Source organism: Streptomyces sp. AC602_WCS936, assembly GCF_019049125.1.
In the GTDB taxonomy this organism is placed as follows: Bacteria; Actinomycetota; Actinomycetes; order Streptomycetales; family Streptomycetaceae; genus Streptomyces.
This window is the reverse complement of sequence record NZ_JAGMUF010000032.1, coordinates 12761-31400: the sequence shown is the minus strand read 5'-3', so window position 1 is coordinate 31400 and position 18640 is coordinate 12761. Positions and strand designations below refer to the sequence as shown.

The following is an 18640-nucleotide window of genomic DNA, read 5'->3' as shown; positions in this document are numbered from 1 at the left end:
ACGACCACCCCAGACCGTTCGTCTGGACGAAGACTGCCGACGAGACCCTCGACAAAGTCGCCGCATACTGCCGACGAATCTCCGACTCAGATCACTAGAATCCCAGCCTCCCTCCGACCGACGGAAGCAACACTCCAGATACGATGCCACCAAACCCTGGCGCGACGACGCACGGCGGAGCAGGCGCAAGGTGAATGACCAGTCACTGCCCACCATCGCGCCGGCGTCCTCGACGATCAGCGCCCAAACTTGATCGGGCCGCCTGGCAGCGTACTGGTACGCGTTCACTCCGCCGAGCGAGTGGCCCAGCACCGCCACCGGTCCGAGCGCGATTACCCTCCACCGCGGCGCCAACGCCTCAGCCAAGGACACGATTCCGCCCGCCGACTACGAGGAACTCACGCATGCCACGGATGCTGTGCGGCGACACTGACACCTCATGGCTGACCAGTAGCCGACAGAGAGCAGAACCGCCTTCCTCCCGGTCAGAACGAATCACACCGAACAGACATCGCCTCACGGACCGCAGGAAGTTGCGCGATATCCGTTCGTTCGGGACCGGTCCCGCCCGACGCCCAGATACTTGCCCCATGTGGTGGAGACGACGAAAGCAACCCACGTACCAGCCAGGCACTCGGGCGTACGGCAAGTGGCGCCCCTACGCCGACACCGTCGAGGGCAGTGCCACCGTCGTGGACAGGAAGAACAACGGCCAGGTCTACGAGGTGTCCTGGGTCAAGACCGAAGCCGTCGCGCTGGAGTACCTCCGCAGCCGGGAGGTACGCCAAGAGGGCTACTACGTGATCGTAGAGACGCCTTACCGCAAGCTCGGTCGCGACATGGTCATGATCTTCGACGAGGCCGAGGGCGCCCTCGTCGAAGTTCCCGAACGTACGCCGCTCCCGGAGTTGACGGCATCGCCGACCCACTGCGCCCGCTGCGGCTACCCGGTCCTGCCGTGCGCCCACTATGAATTCTCCTGCACCGACTCGAACTGCGGCCATCCCTGGCACACCGCGGACTTCTCGCAGACCGCCGACGAGGTGATCATCGCCGGGTTCGGGTACCGCTGCACGAAGTGCCGGAGCGCCGCCTGCCGGGCCTGCTATGAGGCCACAGGCGGCGAAGGCCTGGCGACCACCCACGGTTTCCTGCTCGAACCCGGTGACGAGCGGCCGCAGCCGACCGACGAGATCATGCTGCGTCTTTGCTGGATATGCCGGAGTCCCGTCACGGTCTTCGACGAGTGACGTAACCGCGCAACTCGGTGGACGCTGCGCGAAAGCACAGCCGCGGGCGGACCCTCTCGACCGTGATTCACCAGTCGTTCGCGGACGCGGATCGGTGCACGCGTTCGGGTGGGTGTCATTCGGGGCATCGGGCCAGTCATCGGTGATCACCACGCGCCTGACGTAGGCATGAGTGCCGCAAGTCGGGATGCCTCATGTGCAGGCCAGACCGGCGGCGTTCCCGTGGGGGCCAGCCCGGCTCAGGCTACCCCGGTTCGATCACGAGAGCGGGTGGTTGTGCGCGTTTCACTGCGCTGCTGGGCGGGTGGCAGTGGCGTGGAGGCGTTCCAGGGCATCCAGGACGATGGTGTTCCAGTGCCAGGACAGCCATCGGCCGACGTCGTCCCCGGTCTGCTGCAGTGCTGCGAGTTGGGCGGTGGTGAAGCCGGTCAGGGGGCGTTCGTGGTGGGAGGAGACCATGCCCAACACCGTTCCCCGGCCGGTGGTGAGGGGGACGCTGTGGGCGGCCTGGCTGCCCGCCTGCAGGATCGCGTAGCGGGACGCTTCGTCGAACACGTCCGCGCTCGCCACGTCCCGCACGGTGACCTGCCGACGCTGCGCCGCCGCCCGCGAGCACAACGTCGGCGGAGCGTCGACGAATGCGAAGAACTCGGTGAAGTACCTGTTCAAGCCCGTGTGGCGGGCCAGATGCAGCCGGTTGCCGTCCATGAGCTGGACGTTGCCCATCGGAGTCTGCGTGATCGACAGCACCCAGTGCAACACCGCTTTCAGGACCGCTCCCTGACTGCCGCGGGAACCAGGCTCCAGCATCAGGCCGGGCAGCCGGGGCGGGCTGAGACGGCGCCGGCCGGGGAACCACACCCCGGCTCCCCTGTCCGGAGCAGGCACACGGAGCACGGCATCCGCCAGCGTGTGAAGTTTGACGTTGCACTGCTGCGACACCGTCTTCAGCAACTCGAACCCCTCCCCGGCGCCCCTCAGGCCGTAGCGCTCGACCAGCAGGTTCTCGGCCGCCGACACCCCCTCGTGGGCCAGCCTCCGGTTACGTTCCCCCAGCTCCTCCGGCGACCGGTACACCACACGCGGGGCGGGGCAAGAGCCGGGCGATGCGGCCGGCGTGGACATCTCTTCGGGGCGGCAGGAAGGCTGGCCCATCGGGGCTCCAATACAGAACAGCGGACATGCAGGCAAGCCGCAGCCACACCCCTCAGGGAGTACCCGCGGGCAGCACCTACTTCCCAAGCGCTCCACACCCGAGCCTAACCACGCCACCTCGGCTCCATACACCCCGCCCGCCCTGCGGACCGTCCATCGTCTGTCCCAGGGCGGACGTCCAGCCGAGCGCAATCGCGGCTGTTCGGATCGCCGTCATGGCAGGCAATGACAGACGTCATGCGCTTCCACCAGCGAAGGAGGCAGCCCCTTCCTCACGACCCTCGTCGCCCCCACGGACCGCCCCGACTTCATCCGACAGGCACAAACAAGACAGTGCGCGGGCCACCGTCCTGACAGATCGCTGGGCTGGAGAACAGCGGGGCCGCGGGGTGTGCCCCGTCAGCGACCTCGATCGTCAGCGCGGATCCTCCCCACCATCCGACACGACGTCTCCTGCCGGGGTTGTAGCCGGTGCGCACAGCCGAGGCGGCCGTGTCACAGTGGGGCCGCATACATCCGCCGGATCGGGCGGAGCAGCCGCAGGGGAGCCCGCCACGGCCGGATGCGCCCTGGCCCCCGGCGGCTGCGGTGCCGCTGCACGCGCACGCCGACGGTCCGGGGAGCGGACCGTACGAGCGGCTCACCGCCTCGGGGTTGCGCTACGGCCCCGCCTTCCAGGGCATGCGCGCGGCTTGGCGGCGCGGGGAGGAGCTGTACGCCGATGTCGTGCTGCCCGACGCGGCCCTGGCTCCGGACGCGGACGCGAACGGTCCACGGTTTCTCCTGCATCCCGCGCTGTTCGACGCGGCGCTGCATGCCGTGGCCCTGGAGAGTATCGTCGCGGACCCGTCAGGGACGGCGGGCGCGGCGGGCGCACGGTTGTCCCTGCCGTTCGCCTTCGGCGGAGTGCGCGTGCGTGCCACCCGTGCGGAGCGGGTGCGGGTACGCGTGACGCCCGGGGCGAACGGGCGGGCCCCGGTGGAGCTGACCGACGACGCGGGCGCACCGGTGCTGTCGGTGCGTTCGCTGGTCCTCCGGCCGCTGCCACGAACCGGATCGCCGGTGCCGGACGCACCCGCCGGTGCGCTTCACCGGACCGACTGGGTGCCGCTCGCCGAGCTGCCCGCACCCGCGACGGCGGTCCGCTGGGCGGTGCTGAGAACGGCGGGCACCCGCGTCGCGGACCTCCTGTCGCCCCCGGATTCCGGCGTCCCGGTCTACTCCGGCCCGGCGGCGTGCGACGTGTCGGCCGGGGTGGTCCTGGCACCGTGTCCGTCGCCGCCCGGCACGACCGGCGCCGACGGGCAGGACCCGGCTGCCGGGCTGTCGTGGACGGCGGACTGGGCGCTGGGCCTCGTACAGCGGTGGCTCGCCGAACCGCACCTGGCCGGCTCCCGCCTCGTCCTGGTGACGTCCGGTGCCGCAGGGCCCGCCGACGGTGGTGCGGGTGCCGAGGGCACCGGTCACGGCGCCGCCGGAGATCCCGGCGCGACGGCATCCGTGCCGCCGCACACCCCGGTCTGGGGGCTGGTCCGCTCGGCCGTACGGGAGAACCCGGGCCGCTTCGCCCTGATCGACGTGGACGGACACCCGGACTCCTGGAAGGCCGTGCCCGCCCTGGCGGCCGCACCAGTGCCGGAAGCGGCCGTACGCCGGGGAACGGTGTACGTACCGAAGCTGGTGCCCTTGGCCGCCGGGGGGCCGGAGCCGAGAACCCGGCGGCCACTCGACCCGGAAGGCACCGTCCTGGTCACCGGCGGCACCGGCTCCCTGGGCATGCTGGTGGCACGGCACCTGGTCACCGCACACGGCGTCCGGCATCTGCTGCTCGCCGGCCGGCGCGGACCGGACGCGCCGGGCGCCCGGGATCTCGTCCGGGAGCTGAGTGAGGCGGGAGCCCGGGTGACAGTGCGCGCCTGTGACGTCGGGGACCGGACGGCGCTCGCCGCTCTGCTCGACACGGTGCCGGCGGCGCACCCGCTGACCGGTGTGGTGCACACCGCGGGCGTGCTGGACGACGGTGTCGTCGGGGCGCTCACCACCGACCGCCTGGAGCGGGTACTGCGGCCCAAGGCCGACGCCGCTCTCGCGCTGCACGACCTGCCCCGGGGGCAGGACCTGGCCGTGTTCGCGCTGTTCTCCTCGGTGGCCGGTACCTTCGGCTCAGCCGGGCAGGCCAACTACGCCGCCGCCAACTGCGTACTCGACGCCCTGGCACGGCACCGCCTACGGCTCGGGCTGCCCGGTACGTCGATCGTCTGGGGTCCGTGGCGGCAGACCGACGGCATGACAGCGCACCTCGGCGACGCGGACCGGCGGCGGATGACCCGCTCCGGGTTGGCCCGCTCGGGCCGGAAGAGGGCCTGGCCCTCTTCGACGCCGCCGTGGCCGGTGACGACCCCGTGGTGGTGGCGGCCCGCATGGACCGGTCCGCCGCGGACGGCGACGGCCCGGCGTCGGACCCGCTGCGGACGCCTGCCGCCGGCGCGGGCGACGGAGACCGGCTCCGTCGGGCGCTCGCGGCCGCTCCCCCCGGCGAGCGGGGCGGGCTGCTGCTCGGGCAGGTCCGGGCCCTGGCGGCCGGGGTGCTCGGCCATCCGGAAGAGGCGAGCGCGATCGACGAGGACGCGCTGCTGGCGGACCTGGGGCTGGACTCCCTGGCAGCGGTCGATCTGCGCAACGCGCTCACGGCATCGACGGGGCTGGACCTCCGTCCACGCTGGTGTTCGACTTCCCCACGCCCCGCACGCTCGCCGCCGAGCTGACCCGGCGCCATGCCGCCGAGAAGCCTCGCCCCGGCATCGCGGCCTCTGGCCCGGTACTCGGCGACAGCCCGGGCACCCACGGCCCCGCGGCCGGCGGATCAGTGGCCAGCGGCTCAGTGGCCAGCGGCTCAGTGACGAGCCGCCCGATGAACGACGACGTCCCCGGCACGGGATCGGTGTCCGGCGACGCGGTTCGGATCGCCGCTGCGGGCCCGGTGAACTCCGTTGGTGCTCCCGATTCCCTGTGCGCGCTCTTCCGTACCGCGTGCGCCCGGGGGCAGACCTGGGACGGCATGGCGCTTCTCACCGTCGCCGCACGCCTGCGCCCGGTGTTCGGCCGGACCGGGGCCCTCGGGACGACGCCCGAACCGGTCCCGCTCGCGGTGGGCGGCGCGGGACCCCGGCTGCTCTGCTTCCCCGCGCTCAGCGCGCTCTCGGGTCCACAGGAATACGCGCGGCTCGGGGCCGGGCTGCGGGGAGTTCGGCCGGTTCCGGGGTGCGGCATCCGGGGTTCGGGTTCGGGGAGGCGTTGCCCGCCGACATGGACGCGCTCGTCACCGCGCAGGCCGCCACCGTCCGCGCGGCCGCGGCCGCGGCCGAGAGCCCTCTGGTGCTGCTGGACCGGTCGGCCGGCGGATGGGTGGCCCATGCCGTCGCCGAACGGCTGGAGGCCGAGGGTGCCGCGCCGGTGGCCGTGGTCCTGGTGGACACGTATCCCCCCGGTCACGGCGACCGGGACCGGGCGCTGTCGGCGATGACGTCGGACATGCTGCGCCGGGCGGCGGAGTTCGCCTCGGCCGACCTCGACCGGCTGACGGCCATGGCGGGGTACTTCGAACTCTTCGGTGCCTGGAACCCGCGCCGCTCACCTGCCCCACCCTGTACGTACGGGCGCGTGACCCGCTGCCCGGCGCCGAGCCCGCCCCGGACTGGAGCCTGTCGCATGCGCAGGTCACCGTGCCCGGGGACCACTTCACCATGCTGGAGGAACACGCCCGAACCACCGCGCTCGCCGTCCACCAATGGCTGCGCGACCGGACCTGAGGTCACCCCCCAAGGCGGCCCGTCCTGGGCCGAAGCCGGCGCGTCGGCACCGACGGTACCGACGGCACGCGCGGTGGCGGGGTCAGGCGTAGTGGCGGTAGACGGCCTGCGCCACGCAGGCCGGCTTGTCGCTGCCGTCAACCTCGACGGTGAACGTCAGTGGCATCTGGACACCGTTGCCCTTGACCTCCTCCACGGTGCCGACGGCTCCGTGCAGCCGGATCTTCGCGCCGACTGGGACGGGGCTGGGAAAACGCACCTTGTCCAGGCCGTAGTTGACGCTCATGGAGACGCCGGTGATGTCCAGCAGCTCACCGAAGAGCGGGATGACGAGGGAGAGGGTGAGGTACCCGTGGGCGATCGGGCCCCCGAAGGGGCCGTGCGCGGCCTTCTCGGGGTCCGTGTGGAGCCACTGGTGGTCGTCGGTGGCGTCGGCGAAGGTGTTCACCCGGTCCTGGGTGATCTCGCGCCATGCGGTGCGGCCGAGATCGGTGCCGCTGAGGGCCTTGAGTCCGTCGATGCCATGGGCGGTGGTGGGCATGGGGGTTCCTTTCGGTGGGGTGGTCGTCAGCGGGGTGGGGACTGCGGCGGGTTCGCGTCGTGCGGGAGCGTGGCCGCGCGGGCGTGCAGGTCGCGGACGGCGGCCTTGATGATCTTCCCGGAGGCCGTGCGGGGCAGGTTGTCGGTGAGGACGACGGACCGGGGGGTCTTGTACTTGGCGAGCTTGCCGCGCAGATGAGCGAGGATGTCGTTCTCGTCGGCGCGGGCTCCGGGACCGAGTACGACGACGGCACGGCCGACCTCGCCCCAGACCTGGTCGGGCACGCCGATGACCGCGCACTCGGCCACGGCGGGGTGGGTGAGGATCACGTCCTCCACCTCGGCCGGATAGACGTTCTCGCCGCCCGAGACGAACATGTCCTTCACCCGGTCGACGATGTAGGCGTAGCCGTCCGTGTCGGTGCGGGCGACGTCGCCGGTGCGCAGCCAGCCGTCGTCGGTGAAGGCGGCGTCGGTGTCCTCGGGCCTGCCCCAGTACCCGGTCATGACGTTGGGGCCCTGCACGAGGATTTCTCCCGGCTGCCCGGGTCCGGCGTCGTCGCCGCCGGGCAGGACCACGCGCGTGTCGGTGAAGAAGTGCGGCACGCCCGCGGAGCCCGCCTTGGCCGAGGTCTGCTCCTGGCCCAGGAAGAGGACTCCGGGGGCGGCCTCGGTCATGCCGTATCCCTGGCTGAAGGCCAGGCCGCGGGCGAGGTAGGTGGCGATGGTGCGGGCCGGTACCGGCGCACCGCCGCAGCTGACGGTGCGCAGGCTGGACAGGTCGGTCGTCGTCCAGCGCGGCAGGGCGGCCATCGCGTCGTACATCGTGGGGACGCCGAACATGTACGTCACGCGGCGGCTCTCGATGGTCGCCAGTACGCGCTCGGCGTCGAAGGCGCCGAGCAGCACCACCCGGCCGCCCTTGAGGAGGGTGGGCAGGCAGGTCATGTTGAGGCCGGCGGTGTGGAACAACGGGGCCACGACCAGGGTGACCTCGTCGCCGGTGAGGTCGGTGTCGACCAGGACGTTGACGCTGTTCCAGGTGATGTTGGCGTGGGAGAGAACGGCGCCTTTGGGGCGGCCCGTGGTTCCGGAGGTGTACATGATCATGCACGGGTCGTCGGGAGCCACGGCGACGTCCAGGGGCTCGGTCGTCGCACCTCGGGTCAGCAGTTCCTCGTAGCCGAGGGCGCCGTCCTCCGGGCCGTCGAGTGCGATGCGGTGACGCACTGCCGCCTCTTGGGTGGCGGTGCGGGCGGTGTGCGCCTGCTCCGGGCCGTGGATTAGGACGGTGCTGCCCGAGTCGGCCAGGTTGTAGGCCAGTTCGGGGGCGGCGAGGCGGGTGTTGAGGGGGACGAAGACCGCGCCGAGGGTGCCGGCGGCGAACAGTGTCTCCAGGAAGGCGGGATGGTTGGGGCCCAGGTACGCGATGCGGTCGCCCGCTCCCGTGCCCAGGGCGCGCAGGCCGTGGGCGAGGCTCAGGGCCCGCTGGTGCAGGTCGCGGTAGGTCCGCTCGCGGCCTTCGTGGACGACGGCGACGCGGTCGGGGGTCTTGCGGGCCCGGCGCGCCGGCCATGAGCCGATGCCTTGGTTCAGCACGGGGACTCCTTCAGTCCGTGAGCAGACCGAGCAGGCGGGCGGCGTTGGCCTTGAGGATCTTCGGCCGGACCTCGGGCTTGATGTCGAGCTTCTCGAAGTCGGCCAGCCACCGGTCGGGCGTGATGACGGGGTAGTCGGAGCCGAAGAGGACCTTGTCCTGCAGCAGGCTGTTGGCGTACCGCACGAGCTGCGGCGGGAAGTACTTCGGGGACCAGCCGGACAGGTCGATGTACACGTGGGGCTTGTGGGTGGCCACCGCGAGGGCCTCGTCCTGCCAGGGGAAGGAGGGGTGGGCCAGGATGATCCGCAGCTGCGGGAAGTCGACGGCGACGTCGTCGACGAGCATGGGATCGGAGTACTTCAGGCGGATGCCGCCGCCGCCCGGCACGCCCGCGCCGATGCCGGTCTGGCCGGTGTGGAAGAGGGCGGGCACGCCGAGTTCCTCGATGGCCTCGTACAAGGGGTAGGCGAGGCGGTCGTTCGGGGAGAAGGCCTGGATGCTCGGGTGGAACTTGAATCCGCGTACGCCGTACTCCTCCACCAGGCGCCGGGCCTCGGACACTCCGGCGCGTCCCTTGTGCGGGTCGACGGAGGCGAAGGGGACGAGCACGTCGGCGTGGGCGGCGCAGCTCTCCGCGATCTCCTCGTTGGAGATCCTTGGGTGTCCGGTGGCGTGTTCGGCGTCGACGGTGAACACCACGGCCGCCATGCGGCGTTCACGGTAGTGGGCCGCCATCTCCTCGATGGTCGGCTGCCGGTGGCCGTGGGCCTTGAAGTACGCCTCGGAGGCACCGAACAGTTCGGGGCTCAGCGCCCCGTGGCCGTCCTTGGAGATCTCCGCGTGGGTGTGCACGTCGATGGCGGTCAGCCGGTCGAGGTCGAGCGCGAGGTCGGCCATGTCACGCCTCCGGGGCCTGGGGTGCCGGGATGCCGTAGGTCTCGGGTTCGGCGCCGACGCCGTCCGGCCACTGCGCGGCGATGGCGTCGGCGCTCCAGCCGCCTTCGGCGAAGGCGACGGCCTTCTCCTTGGGGTGGGCCCACAGGGCCAGGCGGTCGCCGCCGACGCCGATGGCCTGCCCGGTCACGTCCTTGGAGAGGTCCGAGGCCAGGAAGGTGACCAGCCCGGCGACGTCCTCGACGGTGCCGAGGCCCTCGTCCCTGCGCAGCCAGTCCGGCAGCGGCGTGCCGTCCCGCTCGGCGGCCTCGATGACCGGCGCGAAGGCGGGGATGGTCCTGGTCATCTCGGTGGCGGCGACCGGGACCACGGCGTTGACCGTGACGCCGGCGCGGCCCAGTTCCATCGCCCAGGTCCGGACCATCGCGACGATGCCCGCCTTGGCCGCGGCGTAGTTGGTCTGACCGAAGTTGCCGCGCTGCCCGGCCGGTGAGGAGACGAGGATCAGTCGGCCTCCGGTGCCCTGCTCGCGCATGCGGACGGCAGCGGCCCGGGCACAGGTGAAGGTGCCGCGCAGGTGGACGCGGACCACGGCGTCGAAGTCGTCGTCGGTCATCTTCCACAGCACGCGGTCGCGCAGGATGCCGGCGTTGGTGACCAGCACGTCCAGGCTTCCGAACTCCCGGACCGCCGTTTCCACGAGCAGTCGGGCCGTCTCGCTGTCTCCGACCGCCGCGACGACGCCGGTCGCCCTTCCGCCCACGGAGGTGATCGAGGCGACGGCCTCGTCGACGACGTCCGGGTCGATGTCGTTGACGACGACGGCGGCGCCCGCCGCGGCGAGTGCCTGCGCGTATCCCAGTCCGAGACCACGTCCGCTGCCGGTGACGACGGCGACCTTGCTTTGCAGATCCATGGGAGATGCCTCCTGTGCGTGGGTGTGCGGAGGAGCTTCGGGGAAGCCGACCCGAGACGGAATTGACAGGAATCCTGTTGAACGGCTGCCCGCAGTCTGCGTAATCAACAGGATTCCTGTCAATGACCTAGGGTGGATACGCCGCCACCCCGGCGGCACGCACCGAAGGGAAGGCCATGAACCGAACCGCACGAACCGCCACCACGGGAGGGCGACGTTGACCGCCTCCCTGCTCTATCTGGTCAAGCGGACGGAGCTGGCGGTCCGCGCCCGCCTCGAGGACATGCTGAAGCCCGCGGGCGTCACGGCACTGCAGTACACGGCCCTCACGGTGCTGGAGCGGCACGACGGAATCTCCGCCGCGCAACTCGCCCGCGACTCGTTCGTCACCGCCCAGTCCATGGCCGACATGGTCCGCACCCTGGAGCACCGCGGTCTGATCCGCCGCGAGCCCAACCCCGGCAATCGCCGTGAGCGGCTGATCCTGCTCGCCGACCCGGGGCGGCGACTGCTCGCCGAGTACGCTGGGCCGGCCCGTCGGCTGGAGGAGCGCATGGTCGCCGAGCTGACTTCCGAGGAGGTCAAGCTGTTCCGCGAGGCACTGAACGGGGCGTGGCGGTCCTTGTCGTGAGCGGGCACGCCCCGCCACACACAGACGGAGGGCCGACTACCTGAGCGCGTACATGCGGATGACGACGGCATGGTCGCCGTCGGGGCGGGCGAGGCCGACGAAGACCGTCTCCGCGAGCCACCGATGGGCGGGCGCGTCGGTGCGGAAGACCGGTGACGTGCGGTAGTAGTGGCCGGCGTCCGAGACCTGCAACTCCCCGTCGAACTGGTCCGGGGCGTCCGCGCGGGGCCGGTAGTAGCCGCGGTTGACGATGTCGATCACGGCGCCGTCGTCAGCCTGGAGCAGGTAACGCGCCTCCAGTTCGCAGACCTCGCCGCGGGTGCTGCTCCAGTCGCCTCCGCCGGCCAGGACCTTCCCCCGCAGCAGGGGGCCGTCCACACTGCCTCCGACGATGGGCGTGAACTCGGTGATCTCTCCGTCCCCGTGACCGATGTGGAGGGTGTCGGCCACCTCGGCACGGACCTCGAAGGCGAAGTCGAGGGCGGGAGTGAAGGACATTGCGGTTCTCCGCTTCTGTGGGATGACGGCGCGTTCGCGGGGCCGCCCGGACAGGGCGCACGCCGCACGAGCAGCAACTGCGGCGCGAGCAGGTACCGAGCCCTTTCCGACTCCAGGTCGAACGCCCCGACGGGCGGACATCCGGCGCGCCGAGACGGTCACGTCTCGCTCTTGACTCCTTAGCTCACCAGATGCAAGCGTGACATGCAACAGCGTTATATGACGTTCGTTTACGACGACTCGTCGGCGGCTTCCCGCGCCCCCCATGTCGAGCGTCCCCCTCTTCTCTCACTCCTCTCGGCAAGGAGCTTCAGCCATGGCTGCGAAGAAAACGCTGCTGACGGCGCTCACCACCACGGGCCTGCTGGCCGTCGCATCCTGCACCGGCTCGACCGACAGCGGTGACACATCCCCCGGGGCCCGGCGTCTCACTTTGACCACGGCGCCCGGCAGCGCCGAAGTCGACCACGTGACCTGGGCCCTCCCCTACGGTGAACCCACGACCCTGGACCCGGCCAAGGTCGGCGACTACTCGCCCCAGACGGTCGGGGCCAACCTCTGCGACACCTTGTTGCGGATGAACGCCGACTTCTCGCTGGGTCCAGGCCTCGCTCAGAAGGTCTCCTGGACCGACGACCGCACCCTGGTCCTCGACCTGCGCTCCGACGTCAGGTTCTGGGACGGCTCCCCCATGACGCCCGCCGACGTGATCCACAGCCTGGAACGCCAGCGGGACCCCGGCACCCAGGCGCTGTACGGCAACTACCTCTCCGCCGTCACCTCGATCAAGGCCACCGGCCCCCACCAGGTGACGCTGCGCACCAAGTCGTACGACCAGACACTCCGCAAGGCGCTCGCCACGTCCTTCGGCGCCGTCAACAAGAAGGCGTACACCGAGAAGGCCGGCCTCGCCTACGGGACACCCAAAGGCGGTCTGATGTGCACGGGCCCCTTCGAACTGGGCTCCTGGAAGCCGGGCAGCACCATCACTCTGACCCGCAACGACTCCTACTGGGACGGTGAGCTGAAACCCAAGGTGAAGCAGATCGAGTTCCAGTTCATCACCAACAGCAACACGCTGACCAGCGCCCTGCTGTCCGGTGAGGTCGACGGCACCTACGAGCTGCCGCCCAGCAGCGCCGTGGCGCTCGGCAAGGCGGACAACGGCGCCGTCCACCTCGGCCCGTCGACCCAGAACGTGCTGCTGATACCGGCGAACGCCGAGTCGCCCGCGGCCGACCGTACGCTCTTGGACGCGCTGTCCCTGGTCATCGACCGTGAGGCGTTGGTCGACAACGTCTTCGGCGGTGACGGCGCCCCTCTCAAGTCACTCGTGCCGCCGTTCACTTGGCGCGGAGACCCGGCCGCCGAGGAGTTCGACGCCGCCTACGAGGCGCTGCCCGCCGATCCGAAGCCGGACGTGGCGAAGGCCAAGAAGCTGGTCGCGGAGTCCGGCCGGCCCCCGCGCCCGCTGGTGACCGCCATTCCCGCCGGTGACCAGCGTTCGCTCCAGGCGCTGACGTTCATCCAGGCCGCGGCCGAGAAGATCGGCGTCGAGATCGAGATCAAGCAGCTCCAGCCCACCGAGATGTCCTCGCTCTTCTACGACCCGTCGATCCGCGAGGGGCTCGACCTGGTGCTGACCTTCGGGTACGTCGGCATGCCCGACCCGGCGTCCTACGTGGCCGAGATGGTGAACCCGCGCGGCATCTTCAACTGGACGGGCTACGACAACCCGGAGGCCACCCGGCTGCTCGACCGGGCCCGTACCGCTTCCGATCCGGCGGCCTCGGCCAAGGCGTACGGCCGGGCGCAGGCTCTGTTCACCCCTACCGTTCCGGCCGTGTACCTGGCCACCACGCACGAGCGGATGTACCTCAACAAGCGGCTCAGCGGCGTCCCGGTCTCCTTCGCGTACTCGGGCATGCCGTGGGCCGCCCACCTCGGCGGGACCGCAGAGTGACCGCCGCTCCCCCGTATCGACCGACATCCACTCCACCTTTCCAGGAGACGACGATGACCGACACCACGGGCGACAAGCCGCTGTGGGACCGCACAGCCGCCGAACTGGCCGCCGGCATCCGTGCCAGGACCTTCTCGGCGACCGAGGTCGCCCAGGCGTGCCTCGCCCGCGTCGAGGAGACCAACCCGGCACTCAACGCCCTCGTGGACCTCCGGCCCGAAGAGGTGCTCTCCCAGGCCGCCGACGCCGACGCCGCCGTCGCGGCGGGCGGAGATCTTCCGCCGCTGCTCGGCGTCCCGGTCTCCACCAAGATCAACACTTCGCAGCGCGGATACGCCAGTTCGCACGGTGTGGCCGCGTGGGCCGGCGCCCTCGCCGAGGACGACGCCGTCTGCGTCGCCGGCCTCCGCGCGGCCGGTGCGACCCTGATGGGCCGCAGCAACAGCCCGGCCTTCGCCGTGCGCTGGTTCACCGCCAACGACCTGCACGGCAAGACGCTCAACCCCTGGAACCCCGGCCACACCCCGGGCGGCTCCTCGGGTGGCGCCGCCGCGGCGGTCGCCGCCGGGATGACCCCGATCGCGCAGGGCAACGACATCGGCGGGTCCGTCCGCTTCCCCGCCTACTGCTGCGGCGCCGTCGGCCTGCGCCCCACCGTGGGACTGGTCTCCGGTGCGGAACCGCGCGGGGCGGAGGAGTTCGACAGCCCGCTGTCCTTCCAGACCATGGCGGTCCACGGAGCGATCGGCTGGACCGTCGACGACGCCCGGCGCGGACTGCACGCCATGGTGTCGCCGGACCTCGACGACCCCGTGGGACTGCCGGTGCGCCCACCGCTGGGCCGGCCCGGCCGCGTCAAGGTCGTCGTCGTCCGCGACGTCGGACTGGCCAAGCCGCACCCCGTCGTGGACGCCGCCGTCGACGACGCGGCCCGCTGGCTCGGCGAGGCGGGTCACGAGGTGGAGGAGAGGGAGCTGCCGCTGCTCGGCGAGGCCGCACGGCTGTGGTCGCTGCTGCTCTACCAGGAGCTGAAGACCATGATGTCCGAGATCGAGCGGTTCGGTGACGACGGCGTGCGCGCCTCGCTCGGTTCCTGTTTCGCCGCCGCCGCACAGATCTGGGGCGAACACCCCACCCTTGCCGAGTACATCAGGGGTTACGCCCGGCGCGGCACACTCATCGGCCGTCTCCAGCGCTTGTTGGGCGAGGACCGGGTCCTGCTGACGCCGGTCGCCGCCGAGCCGCCGTTCGAGCAGGACGCGGACCTCGCCGGCGACGCCCGGGTGAGCGAACTGCTGGCCGCGCAGTGGCCGATGCAGGCGATTCCCGTCCTCGGCTTCCCGGCCGTCTCCGTGCCCACGGGTGTGCGCGACGGTCTGCCCTCCGGCGTGCAGCTCGTCGGCGGCCGGTTCCAGGAGGACCTGCTGCTCCACGTCGCCACGGCCATCGAGGACCGGGCCACGCGGGTCCGGCCGACCCTCTCCTGGGCACAGGCCGGCTGACGGCCGGGGTCGGAGCCCCATCGACGGCGTGCCCCCGGCGGTCCTCACCGACCGCCGGGGGCACGCCGTCGGCCGTTCCCGGTGTGGTGACTTCCTGTGCTGTTGCGACGACGGGGCAATGGTCCGTGTGCCGGAAGTCGACCGCGACCCGTGGGACGCGGCCGGAGGCCCGGCACTGCATCCGACACGAGAAGACGTCTGTCCCGCCCCCCGGGCCGGAGCAGACGTCTTCCGCGACTGAACGTCAGGCGGCTGTCCTGTCCGCCCTCCTCCGCGGTTTCCAGCCGGGTCTCGGGATGGAGCCGACGAGGCGTTGCGTGTACGGGTCCCGGGGCTCGCCCAGAACCGTGGCGACCGGCCCCTGTTCGACGACTCTGCCCGCCTGCATCACCAGCACGTCGTCACTGATGTACCGGACCGCTCCGAGATCGTGGGTGATGAACAGCAGGGCGGCCCCCGTCTCCGAGCGGATCCGTGCGAGGAGTGCCAGGATCTGGGCCTGGATGGACACGTCCAGGGCGGCGATCGCCTCGTCCAGGATCAGTGTCCGCGGCTCGGCAGCCAGCGCGCGGGCGATGGCGACGCGCTGGCGTTGGCCCCCGGAGAGCGCCTTCGGCAGGGAGCGCGCCTGGCGTTCGTCCAGGCCGACCATGTCGAACAGTTCGGCCACCCGGCCCCGCAGCCGGTCCGCGGGCAGGCGTCTGTGCAGCGCGACGGCCTCGGCCACGGCGTCGCAGACGCGCTGGCGCCGGTCGAGCGACGAGTAGGGGTCCTGGAACACCATCTGGATCTGCCGGCCACGGGCTCGGCGGTCGCGCGAGCGCGGCCGGCGGGGCGTGCGCTCCTCGCCCGCGACGACGATGTGCCCGCCGCTGAGCGTCTCGAGACCGGCGATCATGCGGGCGGTGGTCGTCTTTCCGGAGCCCGACTCTCCGACGATCGCCAGCGATCCCTGTTCCGGCAGCACGAAGGACACGTCGTCCACGGCGACGAAGTCACCGAACTCCTTGCGCAGCTCGCGTACTTCAAGCATGTCGGCCGGCCTCCTCGGGACCGCAGGGGTGGGGGAAGTGGCAGGACGCCGTGCCGTCACCGGCGGAAGTCGGTTCCGGCCGGTCGCTGCGGCAGAGGTCCTGGACGCGGGGACAACGGTCGCCGAAGGCGCACCCGTCGGGCACTTCGAATCCGGACAGGGGTCTGCCGGGAATCGACCGCAGTTCCGCACCGGTGTCGTCCACGGAGGGCCGGGAGGCGAGCAGGGCGCGCGTGTACGGGTGCGCGGCCTGGGCGCGCAGGCGTTCGGCGGGGAGTTCCTCGACGGTCGTGCCCGCGTACATCACCGCGATCCGGTCGCACACGGCGGCCGCCAGTTCCAGGTCGTGCGTGATGAACAGCATGGCGAGGCCGCGGGCCGCACGGGCCTCTCCGATGATGGCCATCACCTCCTCCTGGGTGGTGACGTCGAGTGCGGTGGTCGGTTCGTCGGCGAGCAGCAGCCGGGGTTCGGCGGCCAGCGCGGCGGCGATCATGACACGCTGGAGCAGTCCCCCGGACAACTCGTGGGGGCGTTGGCGCATGCGCCGGGCGGCGTCGGAGATGCCGACCTCCTGGAGGATCCTGGTGACCTTCCTGGCGGCCTCGGCGGCCCGGACACCGCGTGCGGTGGTGAGGCCTTCGACGAGGAAGTCGCCGATGCTGCGAGCGGGGTTGATGTGGGCCCTGGGGTCCTGGAAGACCATGGCGACCTCGGACGCGCGGAAGGCGCGCAGGCGCTCCGGTCGCATCGCGGGGACGGATTCCCCGGCGAAGAGCACGTCCCCGTGGATCCCGGCGTTCCGGGGCAGCAGACCCAGGACCGAGCGGGCGGTGAGGGACTTGCCCGATCCGGACTCGCCCACCAGGGCGACGGCCGTGCCCTCCGGGATGCTGACGTCGGCCCGGTGGACGACGGTGCGTACGGCGCCGTCGACGGGCAGGTCGATTCTCAGCGCGTCGATCCGGAGCAGGGGTCCGGAACTCATGTGTCCTCCCCGAGCAGCCGTCGGGACAGTCCCGTTCCCAGCAGGTTGACCGCCACCACGACGACCAGGATGGCGAGTCCGGCGTAGAGCGACTGCTGCGGCTGGCCGGCGAGGATGGAGGGTGCCCCGTTGGAGACCATCAGGCCCCATTCCGGGTCCGGCGGCTGGCTGCCCAGTCCCAGGAAGGAGATGGCGGCCACGTCGAGCAGGGCGTAGCCGAAGCCGATGGTGGCCTGGACGAGGACGAGCGGAAGCAGGTTCGGCAGCAGGTGCCGCAGCCAGATACGGGCGGTGGGGGCGCCGAGGAGCTGGAGCGCGGACACGTAGGGCAGATCGCGTTCCTTGATCGCGGCGGCGCGTACGACGCGGGTGATCAGCGGGAGGTAGGCGATCGCCAGGGCCACCACCGGCGCGGTGAGCCCCGCTCCGAAGACGGCCGCGACGAGCACGGCCGTGATCAGCCCGGGGAAGCCGAACACGACGTCCAGGGCGCCGGAGACGAGCCGGTCGAGCCGGCCGCCGAACCAGGCGGCGGCCAGCGCGAGGAGGGTGCCGAGCACGGTGGACACGGCGATCACCGCGGCGGGGGCGGCGAGACTGGGGCGGGTGCCGGCGATCAGCCGGGAGAGCAGGTCGCGCCCGGTGTCGTCCGTCCCGAGGAGGTGGGCCGTGGAAGGCCCGGCATTGATGCCCAGGGGGTCGACGGCGTTGGGGTCGTGCGGGGTGATCAGCGGACCGAACACGGCCAGCAGGACGAACAGGGCGACCACACAGCCGGCGCCGGTCGTGAGCCGGTCCCGTGGGCGTGCGCTGTCCGGCTTGCCCGCGGTGCGGGTGAACGCGGTGGCGGTCATCGGGCCCCCTTCTGGGCGGCGCGGGGGTCGAGGGCGGCGCTGACCAGGTCGACGGTGGTGTTGATGACGACGAACACGACCACGAAGAGCAGCGAGACGGCCTGCACCACGGTCATGTCCTGCTTGGCGGCGGCCTCGATCATGAGGGCGCCGAGCCCTCCGGTGCCGAACGCCTGCTCGGCGATGGCCGCGGTGGCGATGAGGCCGGCGACACCGACGCCGGAGACCGCGAAGACGGGGCCGGAGGCGTTGTGCAGCACGTGCCGCCGGATCACCGTCCACTCGGGCACTCCGCGGCTGCGGGCGGTCTCCACGTGTTCGGAGCGCAGTTCCGCGCGGACGGCGGTACGGGTCACCTGGGCGACGTAGCCGATCCATGTCATCGCCAGCGCGACCGCGGGCAGGGTCAGGTGGGACAGGGTTCCGGTGAGACCCTCGCCCGAGCCGTACACCGGGAACCACGGGAGCTGGACGGCGAAGAGCCAGATGAGCACGACCGCCATGACGAAGGTCGGCACCGCCATCGCCCCGGCGGTGAGGGTCGTGGCGAGGGCCTCCGTGCGACCGCCGCGCAGTGCGGCGACGGTGCCGATGGTGATGCCGGCGGCGAGGACGAGGACGGCGGCGTAGCCGACGAGGGCGAGGGTGGTTCCGGCGCGGTCGCCGATGAGGTCGGTGACGGAGCCGCGGTAGACGAGGGACGTGCCGAAGTCGCCGTGCAGGCAGTTGCTCAGCCAGTGCCAGTATCCCTGGATGAACGGGTCGTCCAGGTGGTACTCGCGGTGGATCCGGTCCAGTACCGCGGGGTCGGGGTTGCGGCTGCCGCCGATCAGCAGGGTGGCGGGGTCGCCGGGGGTGAGGAACATCGCGCCGTAGATGGCGAGACTGGAGACGAGCACGGTCACGACGAGCATGCCCAGTCGCGTGACGACGAACCGGAGGTTCATCTCGGGCCGCCTCCTTCGCCGCACGGTGCGGCGGCCGGGTGGGAGCGCACGGCCACGGCG

The 18640-nt window shown here is 71.5% G+C and carries 16 protein-coding genes and 2 pseudogenes; 7 read left to right on the top strand and 11 right to left on the bottom strand.

All coding sequences use genetic code 11. The features are described from left to right. Positions 1-590 precede the first annotated feature (590 nt). Positions 591-1250: a hypothetical protein gene (locus tag KUM03_RS13195; RefSeq protein WP_217247344.1), complete on the top strand. Its 660-nt coding sequence runs from the start codon at positions 591-593 to the stop codon at positions 1248-1250. A gap of 285 nt (positions 1251-1535) precedes the next feature. Here KUM03_RS13195 and KUM03_RS13190 read toward each other — a convergent pair whose 3' ends face one another. After that, positions 1536-2270, bottom strand: coding sequence for a GAF domain-containing protein (locus KUM03_RS13190; RefSeq protein WP_374225305.1), 735 nt, complete (start codon positions 2268-2270; stop codon positions 1536-1538). Positions 2271-2876: 606 nt separating this feature from the next. Between KUM03_RS13190 and KUM03_RS39215 the strand changes: the two are divergent. From KUM03_RS39215 to KUM03_RS39210, 3 genes and pseudogenes are all read left to right on the top strand, one after another. Continuing rightward, a pseudogene (locus tag KUM03_RS39215) lies at positions 2877-4619 on the top strand (SDR family oxidoreductase); the annotation flags it as partial. Positions 4620-4789: 170 nt separating this feature from the next. Continuing rightward, positions 4790-5170, top strand: a complete 381-nt coding sequence (locus KUM03_RS13175) for an acyl carrier protein (protein WP_217247339.1) — start codon at positions 4790-4792, stop codon at positions 5168-5170. Positions 5171-5711: 541 nt separating this feature from the next. Then, a pseudogene (locus KUM03_RS39210) lies at positions 5712-5879 on the top strand (hypothetical protein); the annotation flags it as partial. Positions 5880-5893: 14 nt separating this feature from the next. Here the strand turns inward: KUM03_RS39210 and KUM03_RS13165 are convergent. The 5 genes from KUM03_RS13165 to KUM03_RS13145 all read right to left on the bottom strand — a co-directional run bounded on the left by KUM03_RS13165 (position 5894) and on the right by KUM03_RS13145 (position 10164). Next, entirely contained in the window at positions 5894-6115 is a 222-nt protein-coding gene (locus tag KUM03_RS13165) for a hypothetical protein (RefSeq protein ID WP_217247330.1), read from the bottom strand. Between the two features lie 181 nt (positions 6116-6296). Continuing rightward, entirely contained in the window at positions 6297-6755 is a 459-nt protein-coding gene (locus KUM03_RS13160) for a MaoC family dehydratase (protein WP_217247328.1), read from the bottom strand. Positions 6756-6781: 26 nt separating this feature from the next. Beyond that, positions 6782-8353, bottom strand: coding sequence for a long-chain fatty acid--CoA ligase (locus KUM03_RS13155; RefSeq protein WP_217247326.1), 1572 nt, complete (start codon positions 8351-8353; stop codon positions 6782-6784). Positions 8354-8363: 10 nt separating this feature from the next. Next, positions 8364-9251 carry an amidohydrolase family protein gene (locus tag KUM03_RS13150; protein ID WP_217247319.1) on the bottom strand — a complete coding sequence of 296 codons (888 nt, stop codon included), beginning with the start codon at positions 9249-9251 and terminating at the stop codon, positions 8364-8366. Position 9252: 1 nt separating this feature from the next. Further along, positions 9253-10164, bottom strand: a complete 912-nt coding sequence (locus tag KUM03_RS13145; RefSeq protein WP_217247317.1) for an SDR family NAD(P)-dependent oxidoreductase — start codon at positions 10162-10164, stop codon at positions 9253-9255. Positions 10165-10447: 283 nt separating this feature from the next. Here KUM03_RS13145 and KUM03_RS13140 point away from each other — a divergent pair, with 283 nt between their 5' ends. Continuing rightward, entirely contained in the window at positions 10448-10795 is a 348-nt protein-coding gene (locus KUM03_RS13140) for a MarR family winged helix-turn-helix transcriptional regulator (protein ID WP_217247380.1), read from the top strand. Positions 10796-10831: 36 nt separating this feature from the next. Here KUM03_RS13140 and KUM03_RS13135 read toward each other — a convergent pair whose 3' ends face one another. Then, on the bottom strand, positions 10832-11293 hold the full coding sequence (locus KUM03_RS13135; protein WP_217247309.1) for a DUF3237 domain-containing protein: 462 nt from the start codon (positions 11291-11293) through the stop codon (positions 10832-10834). Between the two features lie 316 nt (positions 11294-11609). Here KUM03_RS13135 and KUM03_RS13130 point away from each other — a divergent pair, with 316 nt between their 5' ends. Together KUM03_RS13130 and KUM03_RS13125 are read left to right on the top strand one after the other, a co-directional pair. Further along, on the top strand, positions 11610-13256 hold the full coding sequence (locus tag KUM03_RS13130; protein WP_217247307.1) for an ABC transporter substrate-binding protein: 1647 nt from the start codon (positions 11610-11612) through the stop codon (positions 13254-13256). A gap of 53 nt (positions 13257-13309) precedes the next feature. Beyond that, positions 13310-14758, top strand: coding sequence for an amidase (locus KUM03_RS13125; RefSeq protein ID WP_217247305.1), 1449 nt, complete (start codon positions 13310-13312; stop codon positions 14756-14758). Positions 14759-15002: 244 nt separating this feature from the next. Here the strand turns inward: KUM03_RS13125 and KUM03_RS13120 are convergent, their stop codons facing one another. From KUM03_RS13120 to KUM03_RS13105, 4 genes are read right to left on the bottom strand one after another with little or no spacing between them, the layout of a single operon-like run. After that, positions 15003-15791, bottom strand: coding sequence for an ABC transporter ATP-binding protein (locus KUM03_RS13120; RefSeq protein ID WP_217247303.1), 789 nt, complete (start codon positions 15789-15791; stop codon positions 15003-15005). Next, a complete protein-coding gene (locus KUM03_RS13115; protein ID WP_217247301.1) occupies positions 15784-16779 on the bottom strand; it encodes an ABC transporter ATP-binding protein in 996 nt (331 codons plus the stop codon). Before KUM03_RS13115 ends, KUM03_RS13120 begins: the two co-directional genes overlap by 8 nt. Next, on the bottom strand, positions 16776-17633 hold the full coding sequence (locus KUM03_RS13110; protein WP_217247293.1) for an ABC transporter permease: 858 nt from the start codon (positions 17631-17633) through the stop codon (positions 16776-16778). Before KUM03_RS13110 ends, KUM03_RS13115 begins: the two co-directional genes overlap by 4 nt. Further along, positions 17630-18580 carry an ABC transporter permease gene (locus KUM03_RS13105; protein WP_217247291.1) on the bottom strand — a complete coding sequence of 317 codons (951 nt, stop codon included), beginning with the start codon at positions 18578-18580 and terminating at the stop codon, positions 17630-17632. The genes KUM03_RS13110 and KUM03_RS13105 overlap by 4 nt, the downstream gene beginning before the upstream one ends. Between the last annotated feature and the right edge of the window lie 60 nt (positions 18581-18640).

Coding starts and splice junctions, on each gene's coding strand:
- KUM03_RS13195 (WP_217247344.1), top strand. CDS start 591: ATGTGGTGGAGACGACGAAAGCAACCCACGTACCAGCCAGGCACTCGG.
- KUM03_RS13165 (WP_217247330.1), bottom strand. CDS start 6,115: ATGCGACAGGCTCCAGTCCGGGGCGGGCTCGGCGCCGGGCAGCGGGTC.
- KUM03_RS13160 (WP_217247328.1), bottom strand. CDS start 6,755: ATGCCCACCACCGCCCATGGCATCGACGGACTCAAGGCCCTCAGCGGC.
- KUM03_RS13150 (WP_217247319.1), bottom strand. CDS start 9,251: ATGGCCGACCTCGCGCTCGACCTCGACCGGCTGACCGCCATCGACGTG.
- KUM03_RS13145 (WP_217247317.1), bottom strand. CDS start 10,164: ATGGATCTGCAAAGCAAGGTCGCCGTCGTCACCGGCAGCGGACGTGGT.
- KUM03_RS13140 (WP_217247380.1), top strand. CDS start 10,448: ATGCTGAAGCCCGCGGGCGTCACGGCACTGCAGTACACGGCCCTCACG.
- KUM03_RS13135 (WP_217247309.1), bottom strand. CDS start 11,293: ATGTCCTTCACTCCCGCCCTCGACTTCGCCTTCGAGGTCCGTGCCGAG.
- KUM03_RS13130 (WP_217247307.1), top strand. CDS start 11,610: ATGGCTGCGAAGAAAACGCTGCTGACGGCGCTCACCACCACGGGCCTG.
- KUM03_RS13125 (WP_217247305.1), top strand. CDS start 13,310: ATGACCGACACCACGGGCGACAAGCCGCTGTGGGACCGCACAGCCGCC.
- KUM03_RS13120 (WP_217247303.1), bottom strand. CDS start 15,791: ATGCTTGAAGTACGCGAGCTGCGCAAGGAGTTCGGTGACTTCGTCGCC.
- KUM03_RS13115 (WP_217247301.1), bottom strand. CDS start 16,779: ATGAGTTCCGGACCCCTGCTCCGGATCGACGCGCTGAGAATCGACCTG.
- KUM03_RS13110 (WP_217247293.1), bottom strand. CDS start 17,633: ATGACCGCCACCGCGTTCACCCGCACCGCGGGCAAGCCGGACAGCGCA.
- KUM03_RS13105 (WP_217247291.1), bottom strand. CDS start 18,580: ATGAACCTCCGGTTCGTCGTCACGCGACTGGGCATGCTCGTCGTGACC.